The sequence below is a fragment of the Streptomyces sp. NPDC026589 genome (assembly GCF_040638385.1).
Lineage (GTDB): Bacteria > Actinomycetota > Actinomycetes > Streptomycetales > Streptomycetaceae > Streptomyces.
Genome location: NZ_JBEZYG010000017.1, coordinates 106,357 through 126,385, shown reverse-complemented (window position 1 = coordinate 126,385; position 20,029 = coordinate 106,357). Strand labels below are relative to the sequence as shown.

Genomic DNA, 20,029 nt, shown 5'->3' with positions numbered 1-20,029 from the left:
CGGCACACACTATTGTCACGCGTACGGTTCGCCCGGGACGGATCAGTCCGCCGCGACCTGCGCCTTCTCCCTCTCCGCCGCCGCGTCCTTCTCCTTCACCTTTTCCGCCTCCGCGTCCTCCTCCACCTCCGCCGTCAGCGGCCGGGTCGTCGCGTCGAACTCGCCCGCGCAGAGCGCCTTCCAGATGACCCTCCGGCGCGGCTTTCCGCTCGACGTGACCGAGACACCGCCACGGGGCAGCTCGACCATGTGGAGCTCCGCGTCGCCGAGCCATGCGGAGAGAACCTCGTGGGCGGCCTCCCGCCAGCCGGGCCGCACGCCGCCGAACACCGCCACGCCGGTCGGCACCCCGTCGCGTACCCCCAGCAGGACGGCGACGCGCCGCTCGGGAATGCCCCGGTGGTGCAGCAGGGCCTCCAGACTCTCGGCGAAGACCATCTTCCCGTTCACCTTCAGCCCGTCGCCGAGCCGGCCGATCACGAAGAGCTGGCCGTCCCGCAGGAACCCCGCGTCACCGGTGGCGAGGCCCCCGTCACCGACGCTGGTACCGGAGGCGGACCCGGTGGCACCGATGTACCCGCTCGCGATCGACACCCCGGTGACGACGATCTCGCCGACCCGCCCGTCCGGCAGTTCCTTACCCTCCTCGGACAGGATCCGCACCGTCCTGCCCTCCAGCGGACGGCCGCAGCCGACCACCGCCGCTCCGGCGAGGGACGCCGCGTCCCCGGCGTCCGGCGCCTGCGCCGACCAGCCCTCCCCGGGGGCCAGACCGGTCACCGCGAGGGTCGCCTCGGCGCTGCCGTAGGCGGGGAGCAGCGCGCCGCGGTCGAGACCGTGCGGCCCCAGCAGGGCGTGGAAGTCATCGAGCACCTGCCGGTCGACCCGCTCCGCGCCGATGATCACGCACCGGACCGAGTCGAAGCGCAGCTCCCGCAGGTCGGCCGGTCTCACCCGGCGAAGGATGTACGCCAGTCCGAAGTTGGGCATGGCCGTCATGACGGCGCCCTGGTCGCTGATGCAGCGCAGATACCGCAGCGGCGAGCGGATGAAGTCGTCCGGCTGCATCATCCAGCCGTCGAAGCCGGTGACGACGACGTTCAGCAGGAAGCCGACGAGGCCCATGTCGTGGTGGACCGGCAGCCAGCTGATCGCCGGGTACTGGGGCGCGCAGCCCAGCCACTGCCCCATTCCGGCGAGGTTGGTCCGCAGGGCGTCGGCGGAGATCAGCACGCCGCGTGAGAAGCCGCTCGACCCGGAGGTGAACTGGATCAGCGCGGTCTCCGGCAGCGGCATCGGCCGCTCCAACGGCTGCGCGCCGAGGACGAGTTCGTCGAAGGCGACCGGCTCCTTCAGCCCCAGCCCACTCGCGATCTTACGGATCTGCTCCAGCGACTCGTCGTCGCAGATGGTGAACCGGGGCGCGGCCGTCCCGAACAGATGGCTCGCGTGCCTCTCGTACTCGTCGGCGTGCTGGAAGGCGAAGGGCGGAGGGATGGAGCACGGCGTCGCACCGGCCGCCAGCGCGCCGAAGAAACCGGCGACGAAACCCGGACTGGAGCGCAGCACCAGGGCGACGACGTCGCCCTGCCCGACCCCCTGGGCCCGCAGGGCGGCGGCGGTTCTCAGCACCAGCGCGGCCAGATCGCGGTAGGACCAGAAATCCCATCCGTCGGCGGAGTCCGCGTAGTACAGGCCGCGCTCGGTGGACGGCTGGTCCAGCCAATCGAGCAGGCCTCGGTCCCGGTCTCCCAACGTCCCTGTCCTCTCCAGAAGTTCGTGGCACGTCCGGCACACGCGAGGCGTGGCGCCGTGCCCGGCTCGCCGCAGCATCACCCGCCTCCCGTACGAGAACCAGGCAAGCGGCCGGTAACTCGGCGCGGACCGGGCGGCATTTCGAACAGCGCCGCTGATTGCCGGTTCGGTTGCCTGGTTTCCGCACCGGCGGGCGATGCAGCATCGTCGCGAGATCCGGGCCTCCAGGCTCGCGGGGATGCACGAGAGAGCGGTTACGACCCGATGACTTCACGCGCCGAGAACGGTCTGCTGCCGCTGACGGCGGCCCAGCGGGGGGTGTTCTTCGCCCAACGGCTCGACCCCGCCAACCCGGCCTACAACACCATGGTCGCCATGGAGGTACGCGGGCCGCTGGACGGCGGGCTGCTCCAGCGCGCCATCCGCCGGGCCGAGGGGGAGAGCGGAAGCTTCGACGTCGAACTGGTGGAGCGGCCGGACGGCACGTACCAGCGGCCGGTCCCGCCCGGCTGTTCGACGTGGCAGGAGTACGACCTCAGCGGCGAGCCGGACCCTCTCGCCGCCGCGCGGACGCTGATCGACCGTGACCGCGCCAACCCGCTCGACCTGGAGAAGGACGCGCTGTCGGCGCACATCCTCATACGGGTCGGAGCCGATCACCACGTCTGGTACCAGCGCAGCCACCACATCCTGTCCGACGCCTTCGGGTCGGTGCTGCACTCGCGCCGGATCTCCGCGTGCTACGAGGCGCTGGCCGCCGGGACGGAACCCGACGGTGAACCGCTGGGCCGGCTCCAGGACCTGCTGGCGGACGAGAGCGCCTACCGCGCGTCCGCGGACTACACCGCGGACCGGGCGTACTGGGCCGGCGTCTTCGCCGACCGGCCCGAGACGGCCGCTCTGGCGCCGGGAGCACCGACGGCCGCGGCGGGCATGGCGATCGCCACGACGACGATGCTTCCGCCGGCCGGACTGCGGGCGCTGCACACCGCCGGGCGCGACGCCCGCACTCCCTGGACGGTGCCGATGCTGGCGGCGGTCGCCGCCTATCTGCACGGGATGACGGGTGCCCAGGACCTGACGATCGGGGTGCCCACCACCGCGCGGCTCGGGGCGAGGTCCCAGAACGTGCCCGGCATGCTGTCGAACACGCTTCCGCTGCGGATCACCGTCGACCCGTCGGCCGACCGCGCCCAGCTGGTGCGGCAGGTCGCGCGGCGTCTGGGGGAACTGCTCACCCACCAGCGCTACCCGTACGACGAACTCCGGCGTGACCTGCGCATGCTCGGCACCAACGAGCAGCTCTTCGGGGTGCTCGTGAACATCATGCCGTCGGGGTCCGAGACCGCGTTCACCGGCCGCGAGGCCGAGGTGATGGCGCTGTCCGGGGGACCCGTCACCGACCTCAACATCACCTGCCACCCCGATCCGGGCGGCCGGGGCATGCGCATCGAGTTCGAGGCCAACCCCGACCGGTACGACATCGCCGAACTCCACACCCACCAGGACCGGTTCACGGACTTCCTCGCCCGCTTCCTGGCCACTCCCGCGGATGTGCCGCTCGCCCGCGTCGAGGTCCTGACCGCGGCGGAACGCGCGCGGACCCTCGCCGCGGGCAGCCCCCGGCCGTACGCGGAACCCGTCGTCCCGCGCACCTTCCCGCAGCTGTTCGAGGAGCAGGCCGGGCGGACCCCGCACGCGTGCGCCGTGCTCTCCCCGTCCGAGTCCCTCGACTACGCGGCGCTCAACACCCGCGCCAACCGACTGGCGAGGGTGCTGGTCGAGCACGGTGCCGGCCCCGAGAGGCTGGTGGCGGTCGCCCTGCCGCGCGGCAGCACCGCCCTGACCGCCACGGTGGCCGTGCTGAAGTCGGGCGCGGCCTGTCTCCCGGTCGACCTCGACTACCCGCGGTCCCGGGTCACCGCCATGCTCGACGACACCGCACCGCTGCTGCTGCTGACGGCCCGCGCCGCCGACGACCCCACGCTCGCCCCCACGGTGCCGCGCCTTTACCTGGACGAGGCGGCCGCTCCCGTCGGCCACCCGCCGACGGGCGGCGACACCGACGGCGACGATCTCGACGACCGGGACCGCCGCACGCCTCTGCGCCCGACGCACCCGGCGTACGTCATCTACACCTCCGGGTCGACCGGCAGGCCCAAGGGCGTCGTCGTCACGCACACCGGACTCGCCGCGCTGACACGCCACCAGAGCGACCTGCTGCGCCTGACGCCCGGGACCCGCGTCCTCCAGTTCTCCTCGCCCAGCTTCGACGCCTCCGTATGGGAGCTGTGCACGGCGCTCCTCACCGGCGCCGCCGCGGTGGTCGCCCCGGCCGAACGGCTCACGCCCGGGCCGCCCCTGGCCGAGCTCGTCGCCGAACTCGGCGTCGACTGTCTGCTGCTGGCCCCGTCCACGCTGGCGGCCCTGCCGGCCGGGGGGCTCCCGGACGGGATCAACCTGGTCGTCGGCGCCGAGGCGTGCCCACCGGACCTGGTCGCCCGCTGGTCGCCCGGCCGGCACATGGTCAACGCCTACGGCCCCACCGAGTCCACGGTCATCGCGACCCAGACCGGCGCCCTGTCCGGGCGGACCGTCCCGCCCATGGGCCGCGCTGTCCCCGGCACCCGCGTCCGGCTGCTCGACGACGCGCTGCGGCCGGTGCCGCCCGGAGTGGCGGGCGAGGTGTACCTGAGCGGTGACGGGCTCGCCCGCGGCTACCTCGGCCGACCCGGAACCACCGCGGAACGGTTCGTCGCCGACCCCTTCGGCGCGCCCGGCACCCGGATGTACCGGACGGGAGACGTGGCACGCCGGTCGGAGAGCGGCGAGCTGTCCTACCTGGGCCGCGCCGACAGCCAGGTCAAGATACGGGGCTTCCGCATCGAACTCGGCGAGGTGGAGAGCGTTCTCGCCGAGGCACCCGGAGCCGACCGGGCCGTGGCGGCCGTCCGAGAGGACCGGCCGGGCCACCGGCACCTGGTGGCCTACGTGACCCCGGCCGCCTCCGGTGGGCGGCCGGACGTGGGCGCGTTGCGTGAGTTCGTGGCGGGGCGGTTGCCGGAGTACATGGTGCCGGCGGTGGTGATGGTGGTGGAGTCGTTCGCTCTGACGCCGAACGGGAAGGTGGACCGGGGGGCGTTGCCGGTGCCGGAGTTCCGGGCGGCGGGGGCGTACCGGGCTCCGGTCACCGAGCGGGAGCTGGTGTTGCACGAGGTGTTCGCGGAGGTGCTGGGGCAGTCGCGTATCGGCGTCGACGACAGCTTCTTCGACCTCGGCGGCGACTCCATCATCGCCGTACGGGTGGCGTCCGGGGCCCATCGGGCCGGACTCGCCATCGCCGTCAAGGACGTCTTCGTCCACAAGACCATCGCCAAGCTCGCCGAGACGGCCGAGGACGTCGGCGAGCGGTCCGCGACCGCCCGTACCGGGGACCTGGTGCGGATCGACGCGGAAGAACTCGACGAGCTCGAAGCCCAGTGGGGGACAGCACCGTGAGACAGACATCCCTGGAAGCGGTCCTGCCGCTCTCGCCGTTGCAGCAGGGCATTCTCTTCCACGCCCTCTACGAGGAGGGACGAGCCGACAGCCGGAGCGTCGACTTCTACAACGTCCAGACGCCGCTGGAGCTGACCGGGGCGCTCGACACCGACCTGCTGCGTGCCTCCTGCGGCGCGCTGGTCGGCCGGCACGCGAGCCTGCGGGCGGGATTCCTGCGCCGCCGCTCCGGCGAGGCCGTCCAGGCCGTCGCGCGGGCGGTCGAGCCGCCGTGGGAGGAGATCGACCTCTCCGGCTTCGGCCAGGAGGAACGGAAGCCACGCCTCTCCCGGCTGCTCACCGAGGAGCGCGCGAGGCGCTTCGACATGGCGAAGCCGCCGCTGCTCCGGTTCACGCTGATACGGCTCGCCCCCGACCGGCACATCCTGCTGATCACCAACCACCACATCCTGCTGGACGGCTGGTCGTTGCCCCTGATCCTGGGCGATCTGTTCCGCATCTACGGGGCCGGCGGCACGGCCGAGCGGCTGGAGCCGACGGTGCCCTTCCAGGACTATCTCGGCTGGGTCGGCGAGCAGGACAGGGAACAGGCCGAGCGGGCCTGGAAGGGCGTGCTCTCGGGGGTCGACGGCGCCACGCTCGTCGCGGACGGCGCCGGCACTGGCTCCTCGGACCGGGGACAGCGTCGCGTCGTGACGGAGCTGTCCGACCGGGCGGCGGCGGAACTCGCCACCCTGGCCCGGAGCCGCGAACTCACCATCAACACCCTGGTCCAGGGCGCCTGGGCGCTGCTGCTGACCGAGCTGACCGGACGCCAGGACGTCGTCTACGGGAACACCGTCGCGGGCCGCCCGCCGGAGCTGCCCGGCAGCGACCGCATGGTGGGCCTGATGATGAACACCGTGCCCGCCCGGGTACGGGTCGATCCGGCGGAGCCGGTGGCGGAGCTGCTGGCCCGCATCCAGCACGACCACACGACCGTGATGGGCCACGAATACCTCGGCCTCGCCGAGATCCACCGCGCCGTCGGCGCCACCGAACTCTTCGACACCACCGTCGCCTTCGAGAACGTTCCCGTGGAACAGGCCGTCCAGGGCGCCTCGGTGCCCGGGCTCGACGTCGGCCTCCTGCGGGACGCCGTCGACGAGGCGTTCGAGGGCACCCACTACCCGCTGAGCCTGGCCGTCCACCCCGGCAGCCGGCTCCGCTTCGAACTCAACTACCGCGAGGACGTCTACAGCGCCGACGCCGCGAGCGGACTGCTGCGGCGGCTGACCGGTCTGCTGGAGGACATCGCCGCCCGGCCCGACGAGCAGGCCGGCAGGCTCCCCTCGCGGACGGACGCCGAGCGGCGCGAGATCCTGCGCGAGGCGAGCGGACACGCCGTCGAGCGGCCGGCCGGCACGCTGCCCGGTCTCTTCGAGGCACAGGTCCGTGCGACGCCCGACGCGGTGGCCGTCACGGACGGCACGACCAGCCTCACCTTCGCTCTGCTCAACGCCGACGCCAACCGCCTGGCCCGGCTGCTCGCAGCCCGTGGCGTGGGGCCGGGCGACCTCGTCGGCGTCGCCGTGCCGCGCTCCACGGACGCCGTGGTGGCGATCCTGGCAGTCCTCAAGTCGGGCGCGGCGTACCTGCCGATCGACGTCGACCACCCCGCGGAGCGCATCGCGGCGATCTGCGCGGAGGCCGGGCCGGCCCTCGTCCTGGCCTCCGTCGCCACGGCGGGCGACGTACCCGAATCGGTGCCGGCGCTGCTGCTCGACGAGGCCATTCCGCCCGCGGACGGGACGGACCTCGACGACGACGACCGTACCGGTGCGCTGCTGCCCGCCCACCTCGCGTACGTCATCTACACCTCGGGCTCCACGGGGCGCCCCAAGGGTGTGGCCGTGGAACACCGCAACCTGGCCAACATGTTCCACAGCCACCGGGCGAACTTCTTCGAACCCGAGCGGGCGAGGGCGGCCGGCCGGCCGCTGCGTGCCGCGCTCACCAACTCGCTCGGCTTCGACGCCTCCTGGAGCCAGCTCCTGTGGATGGTGGCCGGACACGAACTGCACATCGTCGGCGACACCGTGCGCAAGGATTCCCTGGCACTCGTCCGCCACGCGGCAAAAGCACGGATCGACGTCATCGACACCACACCCTCCGTCGCCCGGCAGATGCTCGACGCGGGCATGTTCGAGGCGGCGGGGGAGCGGCACCGCGTGCGTGTCCTCGCGCTCGGCGGCGAGGAGGTGGGCGACGACCTGTGGACCGAACTCCGCGGCGTGCCCGGCCTGTCGGTCTACAACCTCTACGGTCCCGCCGAGTGCACGGTCGACGCGATGCTCTGGCACCCCGGCGGCTCACCCGGTGCGGCGGCGGACCCGCCCGCCATCGGTGTCCCCGCCGACAACACCCGGGTCTACCTCCTGGACGCGTTCCTGCGGCCGGTGCCGGCCGGGGTCGTCGGCGAGCTGTACATCGCCGGTGACGGGGTCGCCCGCGGTTACCTGGGCCGCCCCGGCCTGTCGGCGGAGCGCTTCGTGGCCGACGTGTTCGGCCCGGCGGGCGCCCGGATGTACCGCACCGGCGACCTCGGGCGCCGCCGGCCCGACGGTGTCGTGGAGTACCGCGGCCGGTCCGACTTCCAGGTCAAGGTGCGCGGCCACCGCATCGAACTCGGCGAGATCCAGGCCGTTCTGGCCGACCACCCCTCGGTGGGCCAGGCGGTCGCGGCGGTGTCCGCCGACGCCGAGGGCGCCCGCCGGATCGTCGGTTACGTACGGGCCGCCTCCGGTGGGCGGCCGGACGTGGGCGCGTTGCGTGAGTTCGTGGCGGGGCGGTTGCCGGAGTACATGGTGCCGGCGGTGGTGATGGTGGTGGAGTCGTTCGCTCTGACGCCGAACGGGAAGGTGGACCGGGGGGCGTTGCCGGTGCCGGAGTTCCGGGCGGCGGGGGCGTACCGGGCTCCGGTCACCGAGCGGGAGCTGGTGTTGCACGAGGTGTTCGCGGAGGTGCTGGGGCAGTCGCGTATCGGCGTCGACGACAGCTTCTTCGACCTCGGCGGCGACTCCATCATCTCGATGCAGCTCGCGGCCCGCGCCCACCGGGCCGGACTCGCCATCGCCGTCAGGGACGTCTTCGTCCACAAGACCATCGCCAAGCTCGCCGAGGCGGCCGAGGACATCGAGGGGAAGGCCCCCACGGCGGCGGCGGGCTCCGGCACCGGGCCGCTGCTGTCGCTGAACGACGCCGAGCTGGCGGAGATCACCGCCGACGGACACGAGCCGGCCGACGTACTGCCTCTCACCCCGCTCCAGCAGGGCATGCACTTCCACGCCCTGCTGGCCGCCGACGGCATCGACGTCTACACCGCCCAGGCGCCCGCACGGCTGGAGGGGCCACTGACGTCCGCCGTGCTGCGCAAGGCGTTCGACGCGGCACTCGCCCGCCACACCGGGCTGCGCGTCTCGTTCCGGCTCCTGGCCTCGGGCCGTTCCGTCCAGGTGGTGCACGAGGGGCTGCGCGTCCCGTGGCGGGAGATCGACCTCTCCGGTCACGGTGAGGACGAACGCCGCCGGCGACTGGCGGAGCTGGTCGACGAGGACCGCGTCACCCGCTTCGACCTCACCGCCCCTCCGCTGATGCGGGTCACCCTGGTCCGGCTCGGGGCCGACGACCACGCCCTGCTGACCACCTACCACCACGCCCTGCTCGACGGATGGTCGCTGCCGCTGTTCTTCCGTGACGTCTTCTCCCTCTACGCCCGCGGCGGAGCCGACCGGGGCCGGCCCGTGGCCCAGTTCACCGACTTCCTCGGCTGGCTCGGCCGGCAGGAGGACGAGCGGGCGACGCTGGCCTGGAGCGAGGCCCTGGCCGGCATCGACGAACCGACGCTGGTCGCCCCGGGCGCCGAGGCGGCCACCGCGACCGTGCCCCACCTGGTGACGGAGGTCCTGGACGCGGCGGGGACGGACGCGCTCACCGCCGCGGCGCGCGGCGCGGGCCTGACGCTCAACACGGTCGTCCAAGGAGCCTGGGCGGTGGCGCTCGGACACCGACTGGGGCGCGACGACATCGTGTTCGGCGCGACGACTGCCGGGCGCCCCCCGGAGCTGGCCGGCGTCGAGGAGATCGTCGGCCTCTTCATGAACACCGTAGCCGTACGGGTACGGCTGGACCCCGCGCGATCGCTCGACCACGTCCTGACCGACCTCCAGTCGCACCAGGCCGAGCTGCGCCCGCACCACCATGTCGGGCTCCCCGACGTGCAGCGGGCTCTGGGACTGGGGGATCTCTTCGACACCGTCATCGGGTTCGAGAACACCCCCTTCGACGGGGCGGCCATCCAGGAGCAGGTCCCGGGCCTGCGGATCTCCCTCGACGAGGAGCCCGTATCCGGCGCCTCGCACTATCCGCTCAGCCTGGTCGTCATGCCCGACGAGCGGCTCAGCCTCGAACTCAGCTACCGCGCCGACCTGTTCACGGCCGAGGCGGCCGGTGCGCTGCTCGCCCGGGTGCGCAAGGTCCTCGACTCCTTCGTGCGCGACCGGACCGTACCCCTGGGCCGGATCGACCTGCTCACGGACCGGGAGCGCGGTCAGCTCCTGGCCGCGGCGCAAGGGGCGGCCCACGAGCGGACGGCGACCTTCCCCGAACTCTTCGAGGAGCGGGTACGGGCCGCACCCGACGCCGTCGCGGTGTACGACCACGAACTGGCCCTCACCTACGGGGACCTCGATGTCCAGGCCAACCGGCTCGCCCGCGCGCTGGTGGACCGGGGCATCGGTCCGGAGTGTGTCGTGGCGATCGCCATGCCGAAGTCGGCGCGGTCCGTCCTGGCGGTCCTGGCGGTCCTCAAGGCCGGCGCGGCCTATCTTCCGCTGGACCTCGGCTACCCGCCGGACCGGCTCCGCTACCTGATCGATGACGCGCGGCCGGATCTCGTCCTCACCACCGGTGAGGGCGCGGCGGTCATGGCCGAGGCCGGTGCGGGGGAGGTGCTGTGCCTGGACGGGCCCGGGCCGGATGCCGAAAACGCCACCCAACTCCTGAACGCAGAAGAGGAGTTGACTGCCGGCCTCTCCGGGGCGACTCTCACCGACGCCGACCGGGTATCGCCGCTGCGGCCCGCGAACGCCGCCTATCTGATCTACACCTCCGGGTCGACCGGCCGCCCCAAGGGCGTGGTGGTGTCCCACCTCGGGATCGCCGCCCTGATCGCCCAGCAGCGCGACGGGCTCGCCCTCCGTGCGCGGGAACGGGTGCTGCTGTTCGCCTCGCCGAGCTTCGACGCGTCCGTATGGGAACTGGCCACGGCGCTCCTGACCGGGGCGAGCGCGGTGACCGCGGACCCCGACGAGCTGCTCCCCGGACCGGCCCTCGCGCGGACCGTGGCGCGCCACGGTGTGACCGCGCTCCTGCTGCCGCCGTCCTCGCTCGCCGTGCTGCCCGAGGACGCCCTGCCCTCCGGGGTCACCCTCGTCGTGGGCGGCGAGGCGTGCCCGCCGGACCTGGTCGCACGCTGGTCGGCCGGGCGCCGCATGGTCAACGCGTACGGTCCCACCGAGGCGACCGTCATGGCGACGATGAGCCGCCCGCTGTCCGGGCGGACCGCTCCGCCGATGGGCGGCCCGGTCGTCGGCGCCCGGGTCCAGGTGCTGGACGACTCCCTGCGGCCGACGCCCGTCGGGGTGGCGGGTGAGCTCTACCTGGCGGGCGAGGGCCTCGCCCGCGGCTATCTGCGGCGGTCCGGGCTCACCGCGGAGCGCTTCGTGGCCGACCCGTACGGCCCGCCGGGCGCGCGGATGTACCGTTCGGGCGACCTGGCGCGGCGCACGGCGGACGGGGGCCTGGAGTACCTGGGCCGCGTCGACGAGCAGGTCAAGGTACGGGGCTTCCGTATCGAGCCGGGCGAGATCGAGGCGGTGCTCGCCGCCGACCCCTCGGTGGGGCAGACCGTCGTGGTCGTACGGGAGGACACCCCCGGCTCACCACGCCTGGTGGCGTACGCGGCCCCGGTGACGGCCGGCCGGCTCGACCCGGCCGCGCTCCGTGAACGCGTCGCCGCCGTACTGCCGGAGCACATGGTGCCCGTGGCCGTCGTCGCCCTCGACCGCCTGCCGGTGACGCCGAGCGGCAAGCTCGACCGCGCCGCTCTGCCCGCCCCCGACCTCTCCGGAGCCGACGGCGGCCGGGCACCGCGGACCGAGCGCGAGAAGCTGCTGTGCGCGTTGTTCGAGAAGGCCCTCGGCACGGAGGGCGTCGGCATCGACGACAGCTTCTTCGACCTGGGCGGCGACTCGATCGTCTCCATCAAGCTCGTCACGATGGCCCACGCCGAGGGTCTGGACATCGCCCCGCGCGACGTGTTCGCCCACAAGACCGTGGCGGCGCTCGCCACCGCGGTCAAGGACCTGGTTCCGGCGGCGGACGCCGACGAGGCCGACTCGCAGGAACCGCTGATCACCCTGGACCAGAGCGAACTCGACGAGTTCGCCGAGGACTGGCGGTAGCCGCCCCATCGCAGAGGGGGCCGACGCACCACCGCACACGCACCACCGCACCGAGCGCCATCGCCGGACCACGAAAGGCCTGGACCCTGCCAGGCCGGCCCGGTGCGCACCACCACGCGGCCCGGCCACCCGGCGCGGACCGCACAGGACCGAACGACGGACGACCCGAGCGGTCACGACCAGGTGAGGACAACCGACATGACCACTAGCACCCCGACTGTTGACGTACCTTCCCCGGACGTGGCCGCGGTGGCCTCCCCGGGGAGCGACCGCGGCGACACACCCGCCGAATACCACCTGGACGCCACCGAAGTCACCCAGCTGGAGGAGGCCGCCGCACGGCTCCGTGCCGCCCACGGGGCGCCCGGCCTGCCGGACTTCTACGACCACGCCCCGACCGCCGAGGAACTGCTCCCCGCCGGCCTGCGCCGTTTCCTCCTCTCCTACCGCAGGACCGAGAGGTCCGCCGCATGCCTGGTGCACGGTTTCCCGGTGGACGACGCGCTGATCGGACCCACACCCGACCACTGGCGCCACGCCATCCGCTCCGACGCGGCCCGGTCCCAGGAGCTGTGGCTGGCGATGTGCGGCATGGCACTGGGCGACCCGTTCGGCTGGGAGACCCTCCAGGAGGGGCGCATCATCCAGAACATCCTGCCGATCCGGGGCGACGAGCAGCGGCAGAGCGGCTACGGCAGCGAGAGCCTGCTGGAGTTCCACACCGAGGACGGCTTCCACCCCGACCGCTGTGACTACCTCCTGCTCTTCGGACTGCGCAACCCCGGCCCGGTGCCGACCATCGTCGCCTCCGTCCGTGACGTCCGGCTGAGCGAGCACGACCGCGCGGTACTCGCCGAGCCCCGCTTCCGGATCATGCCGGACACCGAGCACATACGGCAGCTGGAGGCCCTGGACCCCGCACATCCCGCGCTGGAGAAGCTGTACGGGATGATCCACGGCGCCGATCCGACCCCCGTTCTGTCGGGCGACCGTTTCCATCCCTACCTGCGCATCGACCGGCCGTTCATGGAGGTCGCACCGGGGGACACCGAGGCCGAGGGCGCGCTCGACCGGCTGATGGCCGAGCTGCACCGGGTGCGGCGGGACGTCGCCGTGGGCCCCGGCTCGCTGCTCATCGTGGACAACTACCGGGCCGTCCACGGCCGCCGGTCGTTCACGGCCCGGTACGACGGCACCGACCGCTGGCTGAAGAAGCTCACCGTCAGCCGCAATCTGCGCCGCAACGTCAGCGGATACGTACGCGGCAACCACCGCGTCATCGTCTGAGCCGGTCGGGCGGAAGGATCAGGAGAGGCATCATGCGCACAGTCATCGTGTCCGGCGCGTCCAGCGGTATCGGACTCGCCACCGCCGAGCGGTTCGCCCGCTCGGGCGACCACGTGGTCAATCTCGACATCCAGGCGCTCACCGGGGGCGCGGCGGACGGTCCTCGCGAGGGGGGAGGCGAGATCCGGACGGTCATGCTCGACATCGCCGACTGGACCGCCGTGGGCGGGGCCGTCGACCGGGTGCACGCCGAGCGAGGCCGCGTCGACGTCGTCATCGCCAACGCGGGCATCAGCGTCCGGCACTCCATCCTCGACCTCACCGAGGCGGACGCCCGGCGCACCCTGGACGTCAATCTGATGGGTGTCCTGGCCCTGTGGCGGCACGCCGTTCCGCACATGCTGCGGGAGGGGCACGGAGTGCTCCTGGCGACGGCGTCCGTCAACGGGTCGCGCGGCTACCCCCTCTACGCGGACTACAACGCTAGCAAGGCGGGTGTCGCCTCGCTGTGCCAGACCTTCGCCGTGGAGCTGAGCCCGCTGATCAGGACGGCGTGTGTCGCCCCCGGCGCCGTACTGACACCCATGCAGCGCGCCGAGTACACCGATGCGATGCTCGATGAGGTCAACGAACGCATCCCGGCCCGGCGGCACGCCCTGCCCGAGGAGATCGCGGACGTGTTCCACTTCCTGGCCTCGCCGCAGGCGTCCTTCATCTCCGGTCAGCAGTTCACCGTGGACGGCGCGGAGACGGCCGGTGCCACCACCGCGTTCTTCCCCGGCCCCACCGAGCCGACGCGCTGACCCGGACGGCGGCGCCCGGCCGCCGTCCGCCCGCGCCCTTCCGCTGTCGCCCGCCCGTAACCGAGTACGAGGAAACCGCCCCATGGACAACCGCCCCGCACTCGATCAGGGTCCGCTCGACGCCGTCGATCTGGCCGATCCGCTTCTGCACGCCCACCACGACCTGGGACCGTTGTGGCGCCGGCTGCGGGACGAGGCGCCGGTGCACTGGCAGCCCGAGAGCGGCAGCCGCCCGGGGTTCTGGGTGATCAGTGGTTACGCGGACGTCGCCTCGGTGCTCGGCGACAGCGCGAGCTTCACCTCGGAGCGGGGCAACGTGCTGGACACCCTGCTCGCCGGCGGTGACTCGGCGGCCGGGAGGATGCTGGCCGTCACGGACGGACAGCCGCACAAGGCGCTGCGCAGCGCCTTGCTGAAGCCGTTCTCGCCGCGCTCCCTCGACGTGGTGGTAGAGAGCGTGCGGCGGGGTACCCGGCGGCTGGTCGAGGAGGCGGTGGAGCGGGGCGAGGTGGACTTCGCCGCCGACGTGGCCGCGCACATCCCGCTCGCCGCCATCTGCGACCTGCTCGGCGTGCCGCCCGCCGACCGGCAGCACATCATCGAACTGACCTCCTCCGCCCTGTCCACCGAGGACGGGCTCCCCAACGAGGAGGCGACCTGGGCGTCGCGCAACGGACTGCTGCTCTACTTCTCGGAGCTGGCCGCAGCCCGGCACGACAAACCGTACGACGACGTCGTCAGCCTGCTGGTGACCAAGGAGATCGACGGGCGGCCCCTCACGCACGAGGAGATCGTCTTCAACTGCTACAGCATCATCATGGGCGGCCACGAGACGACCCGCTTCTCGATGGTCGGCGGGCTCCAGGCGCTGATGGAGCGCCCCGGCCAGTGGCGGGCCCTCAAGTCCGGCGAAGTGACGACGGAGTCGGCGGTCGAGGAGGTACTGCGCTGGACGAGCCCCGCCCTGCACAGCGGGCGGACCGCGACCCAGGACCTCTTCCTCGGCGACCAGTTCGTCGAGGAGGGCGACATCGTCACCACCTGGCTGGCCTCCGCCAACCGCGACGGCCGGGTCTTCGCCGAGCCCGACGAGTTCGACCTCGCGAGGACCCCCAACAAGCACCTGTCGTTCGCCTACGGGCCCCACTTCTGCCTCGGCGCGTTCCTGGCCCGCGCCGAGCTGACGGCCCTCCTGGAGAGCCTGCGCGACCTGGTCGCCGAGGCTCGTCCGACGGGCCCGCCGGCCTACGTGTACTCGAACTTCCTGAGCGGTCTCTCGTCCCAGCCGGTGAGCCTCACCGGAGAGCCGGCAGGGCGTCGAGCACCGCTGCGATCGTCTGCCGGGGGTGGGTGCCCGGGAACGAGTGACCGCCGGGCAGCACCCGGGTCCGGTGCTCCGCCGGTGTGTACGCGGCCCACGGTCTGACCTGTGCCACCGGGGCCACCGGGTCGTCCTCGCCGGCGAAGGTGAAGAGCGGGCAGCCCACGGCGACCGGGTGCGGGACGACGTAGCCCTCGGCGAGGGCCAGGTCGCCCCGGACGGCCCTCAGCAGATCGCTCAGGAAGTCGGGAAAGGCCAGGAGTTCGCGCGGCAGCCCGCCGGTACTCAGCAGCCAGGCGATCAGCTCTTCGTCGGAGCCCGCCGAGACCGGCTCACGCGTCAGGGGCAGATGCGGCGCGCGGAACGCCGACGCCAGCAGCGCACTGGGCGGCCGCAGCCCCGCCCGCTCGATCCGCAGCGTCAGCTCGTACGCCAGCACGGCGCCGAAGCTGTGGCCGAACAGGGCGTAGGGCATGTCCAGTTCGGGCCCGAGCCCGTGGAGAAGGGCCTCGGTCAGTGTGTCGAGATCGTCCGGTACGGGCTCGTCGATCCGCGAGCCGCGCCCCGGCAGCTCCACCGGCGCCAGCTCCATGTGCTCGGGTACGTAAGGCCGCCAGGCATGGAAGACACCCGCGCCACCGCCCGCGGGCGGAAGGCATATCAGCCTCAGGTGAGGGTTCCCGACGGTGAACCGGGCGCAGACCCAGTCGACTGCTGGTGCGCTGTCCGTTGTGCTCATGCCGGTCAGCCTCATGGCCGAGCCCGGTTCCGGCAAGGCAGCCGGGCGGCAACTTGGGCGGGACGGCGGCCCTTCGGCCCGATGGTCGCGCCTCGACGACGGGCCGGTCCTCTTTCCTGGGATCATGCGACTGACGGGGCGTCATGATGCCCTGGACGGACCGCCTGCCGGGTTGCCCGACAGGGGCTAGTTGCCGCGCGCTTGCCGGGCCCGTTGCCTGGGCCCGGTCATCGGCAGGTCCTAGCGTCGACGGCATGACTCACACTCCTGCCGCCATCGGCGCCGAGGCCATCGCTCCTGTGGTGATCGGTATGGTCCAGGTGGTCGCGCCCCGCAAGCTGGACCGGATCGATCTGGACCACCGGCTCGTCGGTGACCTCGGCTTCCACTCCCTGGTTCTCGCGGAGCTCGGATACAACCTGGAGGATCTCTTCACCCTCCAGGCGCTGAATCCTGAGGCCGCCATGAAGCTGGAGCGGGTCAGTGACGTGATCGAGCTGGTCAGCGCAGAGGTGGGCGCGGGCCGGGCGGAGCTGCCCGACGCGGAAGCCCTGAGCGGCATGTTCAGCCGCTACGGCGTCGACAGCCCCCCGGTATGAGCGGCCGCGCGGGCGAGCGCCCGGCCCACGCGCTGGTCGCCGATCTGGAGCGGACGCTCGGTGACCCGGCTGCCGGGAGCGGCCCCTTCAGCTTCGCCGAGATCGTGGCGCACGAGGAGACGGACAGTCTGCCGCCGGGGGCGGTGGAGCTGCTCAGGTCGTGGGGCTTCTCCGGTTACCTGGTGCCCGAGGAGTTCGGCGGCCGGCTCCGTAACCTCGAAGACCTCTTCCTGCTCACCCGTACGCTCGCGCGCCGCAATCTGACGCTCGCGGTGATGTTCGGGTCCGCCCTTCTCGGGGTCAACTCGGTCTGGCTGTGGGGGAACGACGAGCAGCGCGCCAGGGTCGCGGGCGCCCTCCTGGACGGAGAACTCGCCTGCTTCGCGGTTTCCGAACCCGACCACGGCAGCGATCTCGGCACGAACGAGACCATCGCCGAGTCCGACGGTGACGACTTCCTCCTGACCGGGGAGAAGTGGCCCGTCGGCAACGCGACCCGGGGCCGCTTCGTCACCGTGTACGCGGCGATCGACGGTTCGCGGTCCTCTCTGCTGCTTCTTGACAAGGAGCAGATGGAGAAAGGCAGTTGGACCAACCACCCGTTCGTGAAGACGGTCGGGCTGCGCGGTCACGACCTCAGCGGGATCACCTTCGAACGTACCAGGGTGCCCGCCGGCGCACTCCTCGGGCGTCCCGGCGCCGGACTGGTCGGAATCCTTCAGGTGCTCCAGATCACCCGTACGGCGATCGGAGCGCTGTCCATCGGCACCATGGACTCGGTGCTGCGGATCGCGCTGCGTCACGCGCGTGAGCGAGTGCTCTACGGACAGGAGATCTACCGGCTGCCGGTCATCCGGCGGCATCTGGTCCACTCCCATGTGGACCTGCTGATCGCGGAATGCACGGCGCTGCCGGTGGCGCGCTCGCTCTCCATCGTGCCGTCCCGGCTCAGCCTGTGGTCGTCCGTGGTCAAATACCTCGTCCCGACCCTCGGCGAGGAGGTGGTGCGGGAGGCGGCCAGGGTCCTCGGAGCCCGGAGCTATCTGCGGGAAGGCGTGGCCTCCGGCGTGTTCCAGAAGCTCCAGCGCGACCACGCGATAGCGAGCATCTTCGAGGGGACCACGCACGTCAACCTCCACAGCATCGTCTCCCAGCTCCCCGCGGTGGCGCGCGTGGCCGACCGTCCCGCCGTCGGCGGGGAGGAGGTGTTGCGGCAGCTCTTCGACTGGTCCGAGGACGCCCCGCGGTGGCATCCGTCGGGCCGGGCGCTGCGGCTGACCAACGCCAGTGAGGACGAGATCACCCGGGGCTGGGGCCCGGCGGCCGCCGAGGCCCGCCGGATCGCGGATCGCGAACTCGCCGGGCCCGAGGGCGCCGCGCTCGTCAAGGTTCTCGGCGAGCTGTCCCGACGCCGGACCGACTTCTACGCGCGGATCGCCGCCGAGACGCCCGACGCCGCCTCCACGCACGGTCAGGATCAGGCCACCGAGCACAGCGTCCACCACGCGGCCGCCTCCTGTCTCTACACCTGGCTCTACTCCTTCGAGCGGGAGCGCGCGGCGCCGGGCGGCAGTGGATGGCTGGTGCTGGCGCTTCAGCGACTGCTGCGACGCCTGGACCACACGACCGAGCTGGAGGAGAGCTGCCTGCCGTGGCTGGAAGAGCTGATGCTGTCGAGCCTCGAAGGCCCGCGGCACTTCTCGCTGCAGGCCGTCAGGTCAGCTGCCGGGCGGGCGTCGGCATGAGCGGGGCGCCGTCCCCGGCGGCGCGTCACATGGCCCGGCGCCAGGCGCTGCCCGCGAGTACGGGCCGGTCGCGGCCCTGCTCGGCGGAGCGTCCGAGGTCGGTCGGGGCTTCCTCCTGGGTGACCCAGTGCCGCACGAGTGCGTGGACCCCGTATCTGTACTGCTGCCCCCGGTTGATCTGGACCAGTGAGACGTCGGCGAGTTCGGCCAGGAGATGGGCGACGCGTGTGCTTCCGCATCCCCCGCCCGGCTGGGGCGGGATCGCGTCCAGGGAGAACGTGCCGGGGAGCGAGGACAGTTCACGGAGGAGCTGGCGATGAGGGGGAGGCAACAGGTCATAGCTCCATCGCACGCTGTCCGACAGCGTGCGGTGCCGCGACAGGTCGCCGGCGTCGACGTGTGCGAGCAGGTGGAACAGCGTCCTGTCGTGCAGGAGGGTGGTGAGAGGGAGCGATCTGAGCCCTCTCGCGGCCACTTCTATCGCGAGTGGCATTCCGTCGAGGAGCCGGCAGAGCTGCTGCACCAGCGGCATGCGGTTGCCCAGGTCGAGCGTCGGCAGACTTGCCCGTACCCGGCGGAGGAACAGCTCCACCGCGCTCGGCAGCTCGGTGTCCGAGCCGTCCCGCTGGTCGCACGAGAGCGGCTCGACCTCCCAGGTCTCGGCCGCGCCGACGGCCAGGGCGCGGCGCGAGGTCACGATGATCTGGAGCCCGGGATGCTCGTCGAGGAGCTGCCGCGCGATGCGCGCCGTCTGCTGCGAGACATGCTCGGCGCTGTCCAGGACCAGAAGCCGCCGTCCGAGCCCGGCACCGCCCCGCGTACCGCTTTCGTTGCTGGTCAGGCGCCGTACTACACGCGTCAACTCAGCTGCCGAGGCGGCGGGTTCGAGATGCTGGGGCGGGATGTCGTGCAGTTCGGCGACGGCCACTCCGCCCTGGAACAGCGGGCGCAGCCGGGATGCCGCTGCCAGGGCGATGCGGGTCTTGCCCACGCCGCCGGGCCCGGTGAGAACGATGAGCCGGCTGCGCTGCGCGGCGGAGAGGACGTGGCTCAGGTCGGCCTGGCGGCCCACCAACGCGTCGCCCAGGGGCCGGGGCCCCTGCCACGGCGGCAGCGCTGTCGGGTCGGAGTGGAGGTCCGGGGGCTGCCCGAGCGCCGGCCTGCGCCCGCTGTCCCAGGGCGTCGGCTCGGAGAACGCGGTGGTGGTGGCGCCGAGCGCGGTGAGCAGCAGGCTGACGGAGGTCCGACGGGGATTGGTGTTGGAGCCGGTTTCCAGGTTGCGGATGGTCCGGACACTGACGCCGGAGCGGTCGGAGAGCTCCTCCTGCGTCCAGCCGGACAGCCTGCGCTGGTTGACCAGGAAGTCGCGGAGCTGACGGATATCTGTTCTGTCGAAAGAGTAGTGTTCCTTCAGAATCGGCATGTAAGCCCCCCGTGAATTATTAACAGTGCCAGTCGTGCGCATCCGCGCGATGCGAAAATGCGGTCGCCGCATTCTTTATGAGAGCGGTGGTACCGATAGGCGAGCCGTGGCGTTTGTGGCGCCGAGAGGTTCGCGTTTGCGCTGACGAGCGGCTCATTGAGACATCTCCTGCAATTACGGAGGACCCTACTCCAAGACCTCATCCGATTGGGAGATGTGGAGGCGGCAGAAAATTCGGCCGAGCGGCGCGGCTCCGACCACCCCGGCTTTGATCGGCTGTCACACGTCGGCAAGCGCGCGGCCCACCGGTGTACATGCTGAAATCATCAGCATGCGCCTATGCGTGCCTTGTGGAG

9 protein-coding genes and 1 pseudogene are annotated in these 20,029 nt (G+C 72.2%); 7 read left to right on the top strand and 3 right to left on the bottom strand.

Annotation, left to right across the window (positions count from 1 at the left end; genetic code table 11):
* Nucleotides 1-42: 42 nt before the first annotated feature.
* Nucleotides 43-1,755 (bottom strand): AMP-binding protein, encoded by a 1,713-nt coding sequence (locus AB0F29_RS27605; RefSeq protein WP_361877181.1) that lies wholly within the window; start codon nucleotides 1,753-1,755, stop codon nucleotides 43-45.
* A gap of 264 nt (nucleotides 1,756-2,019) precedes the next feature.
* Here AB0F29_RS27605 and AB0F29_RS27600 point away from each other — a divergent pair, with 264 nt between their 5' ends.
* From AB0F29_RS27600 to AB0F29_RS27580, 5 genes are all read left to right on the top strand, one after another.
* Nucleotides 2,020-5,253: an amino acid adenylation domain-containing protein gene (locus AB0F29_RS27600; protein WP_361877179.1), complete on the top strand. Its 3,234-nt coding sequence runs from the start codon at nucleotides 2,020-2,022 to the stop codon at nucleotides 5,251-5,253.
* A complete protein-coding gene (locus AB0F29_RS27595) occupies nucleotides 5,250-11,756 on the top strand; it encodes an amino acid adenylation domain-containing protein (RefSeq protein WP_361877176.1) in 6,507 nt (2,168 codons plus the stop codon). The genes AB0F29_RS27600 and AB0F29_RS27595 overlap by 4 nt, the downstream gene beginning before the upstream one ends.
* A 198-nt stretch (nucleotides 11,757-11,954) precedes the next feature.
* Nucleotides 11,955-13,043: a guanitoxin biosynthesis L-enduracididine beta-hydroxylase GntD gene (gene gntD, locus AB0F29_RS27590; protein ID WP_361877173.1), complete on the top strand. Its 1,089-nt coding sequence runs from the start codon at nucleotides 11,955-11,957 to the stop codon at nucleotides 13,041-13,043.
* Between the two features lie 32 nt (nucleotides 13,044-13,075).
* Nucleotides 13,076-13,846: an SDR family oxidoreductase gene (locus AB0F29_RS27585; protein ID WP_018961899.1), complete on the top strand. Its 771-nt coding sequence runs from the start codon at nucleotides 13,076-13,078 to the stop codon at nucleotides 13,844-13,846.
* A gap of 82 nt (nucleotides 13,847-13,928) precedes the next feature.
* Nucleotides 13,929-15,272 (top strand): cytochrome P450, encoded by a 1,344-nt coding sequence (locus tag AB0F29_RS27580; protein WP_361877169.1) that lies wholly within the window; start codon nucleotides 13,929-13,931, stop codon nucleotides 15,270-15,272.
* Here AB0F29_RS27580 and AB0F29_RS27575 read toward each other — a convergent pair.
* Nucleotides 15,235-15,906: pseudogene (locus tag AB0F29_RS27575) on the bottom strand (thioesterase domain-containing protein); the annotation flags it as partial. The gene AB0F29_RS27580 and the pseudogene AB0F29_RS27575 sit on opposite strands and share 38 nt — an antisense overlap.
* 254 nt (nucleotides 15,907-16,160) lie before the next feature.
* Here AB0F29_RS27575 and AB0F29_RS27570 point away from each other — a divergent pair.
* Nucleotides 16,161-16,505, top strand: coding sequence for an acyl carrier protein (locus AB0F29_RS27570; RefSeq protein WP_361877166.1), 345 nt, complete (start codon nucleotides 16,161-16,163; stop codon nucleotides 16,503-16,505).
* A complete protein-coding gene (locus AB0F29_RS27565) occupies nucleotides 16,502-18,250 on the top strand; it encodes an acyl-CoA dehydrogenase family protein (protein ID WP_361877163.1) in 1,749 nt (582 codons plus the stop codon). The genes AB0F29_RS27570 and AB0F29_RS27565 overlap by 4 nt, the downstream gene beginning before the upstream one ends.
* A 25-nt stretch (nucleotides 18,251-18,275) precedes the next feature.
* Here AB0F29_RS27565 and AB0F29_RS27560 read toward each other — a convergent pair whose 3' ends face one another.
* Nucleotides 18,276-19,673 carry a helix-turn-helix domain-containing protein gene (locus AB0F29_RS27560; protein WP_361877160.1) on the bottom strand — a complete coding sequence of 466 codons (1,398 nt, stop codon included), beginning with the start codon at nucleotides 19,671-19,673 and terminating at the stop codon, nucleotides 18,276-18,278.
* Between the last annotated feature and the right edge of the window lie 356 nt (nucleotides 19,674-20,029).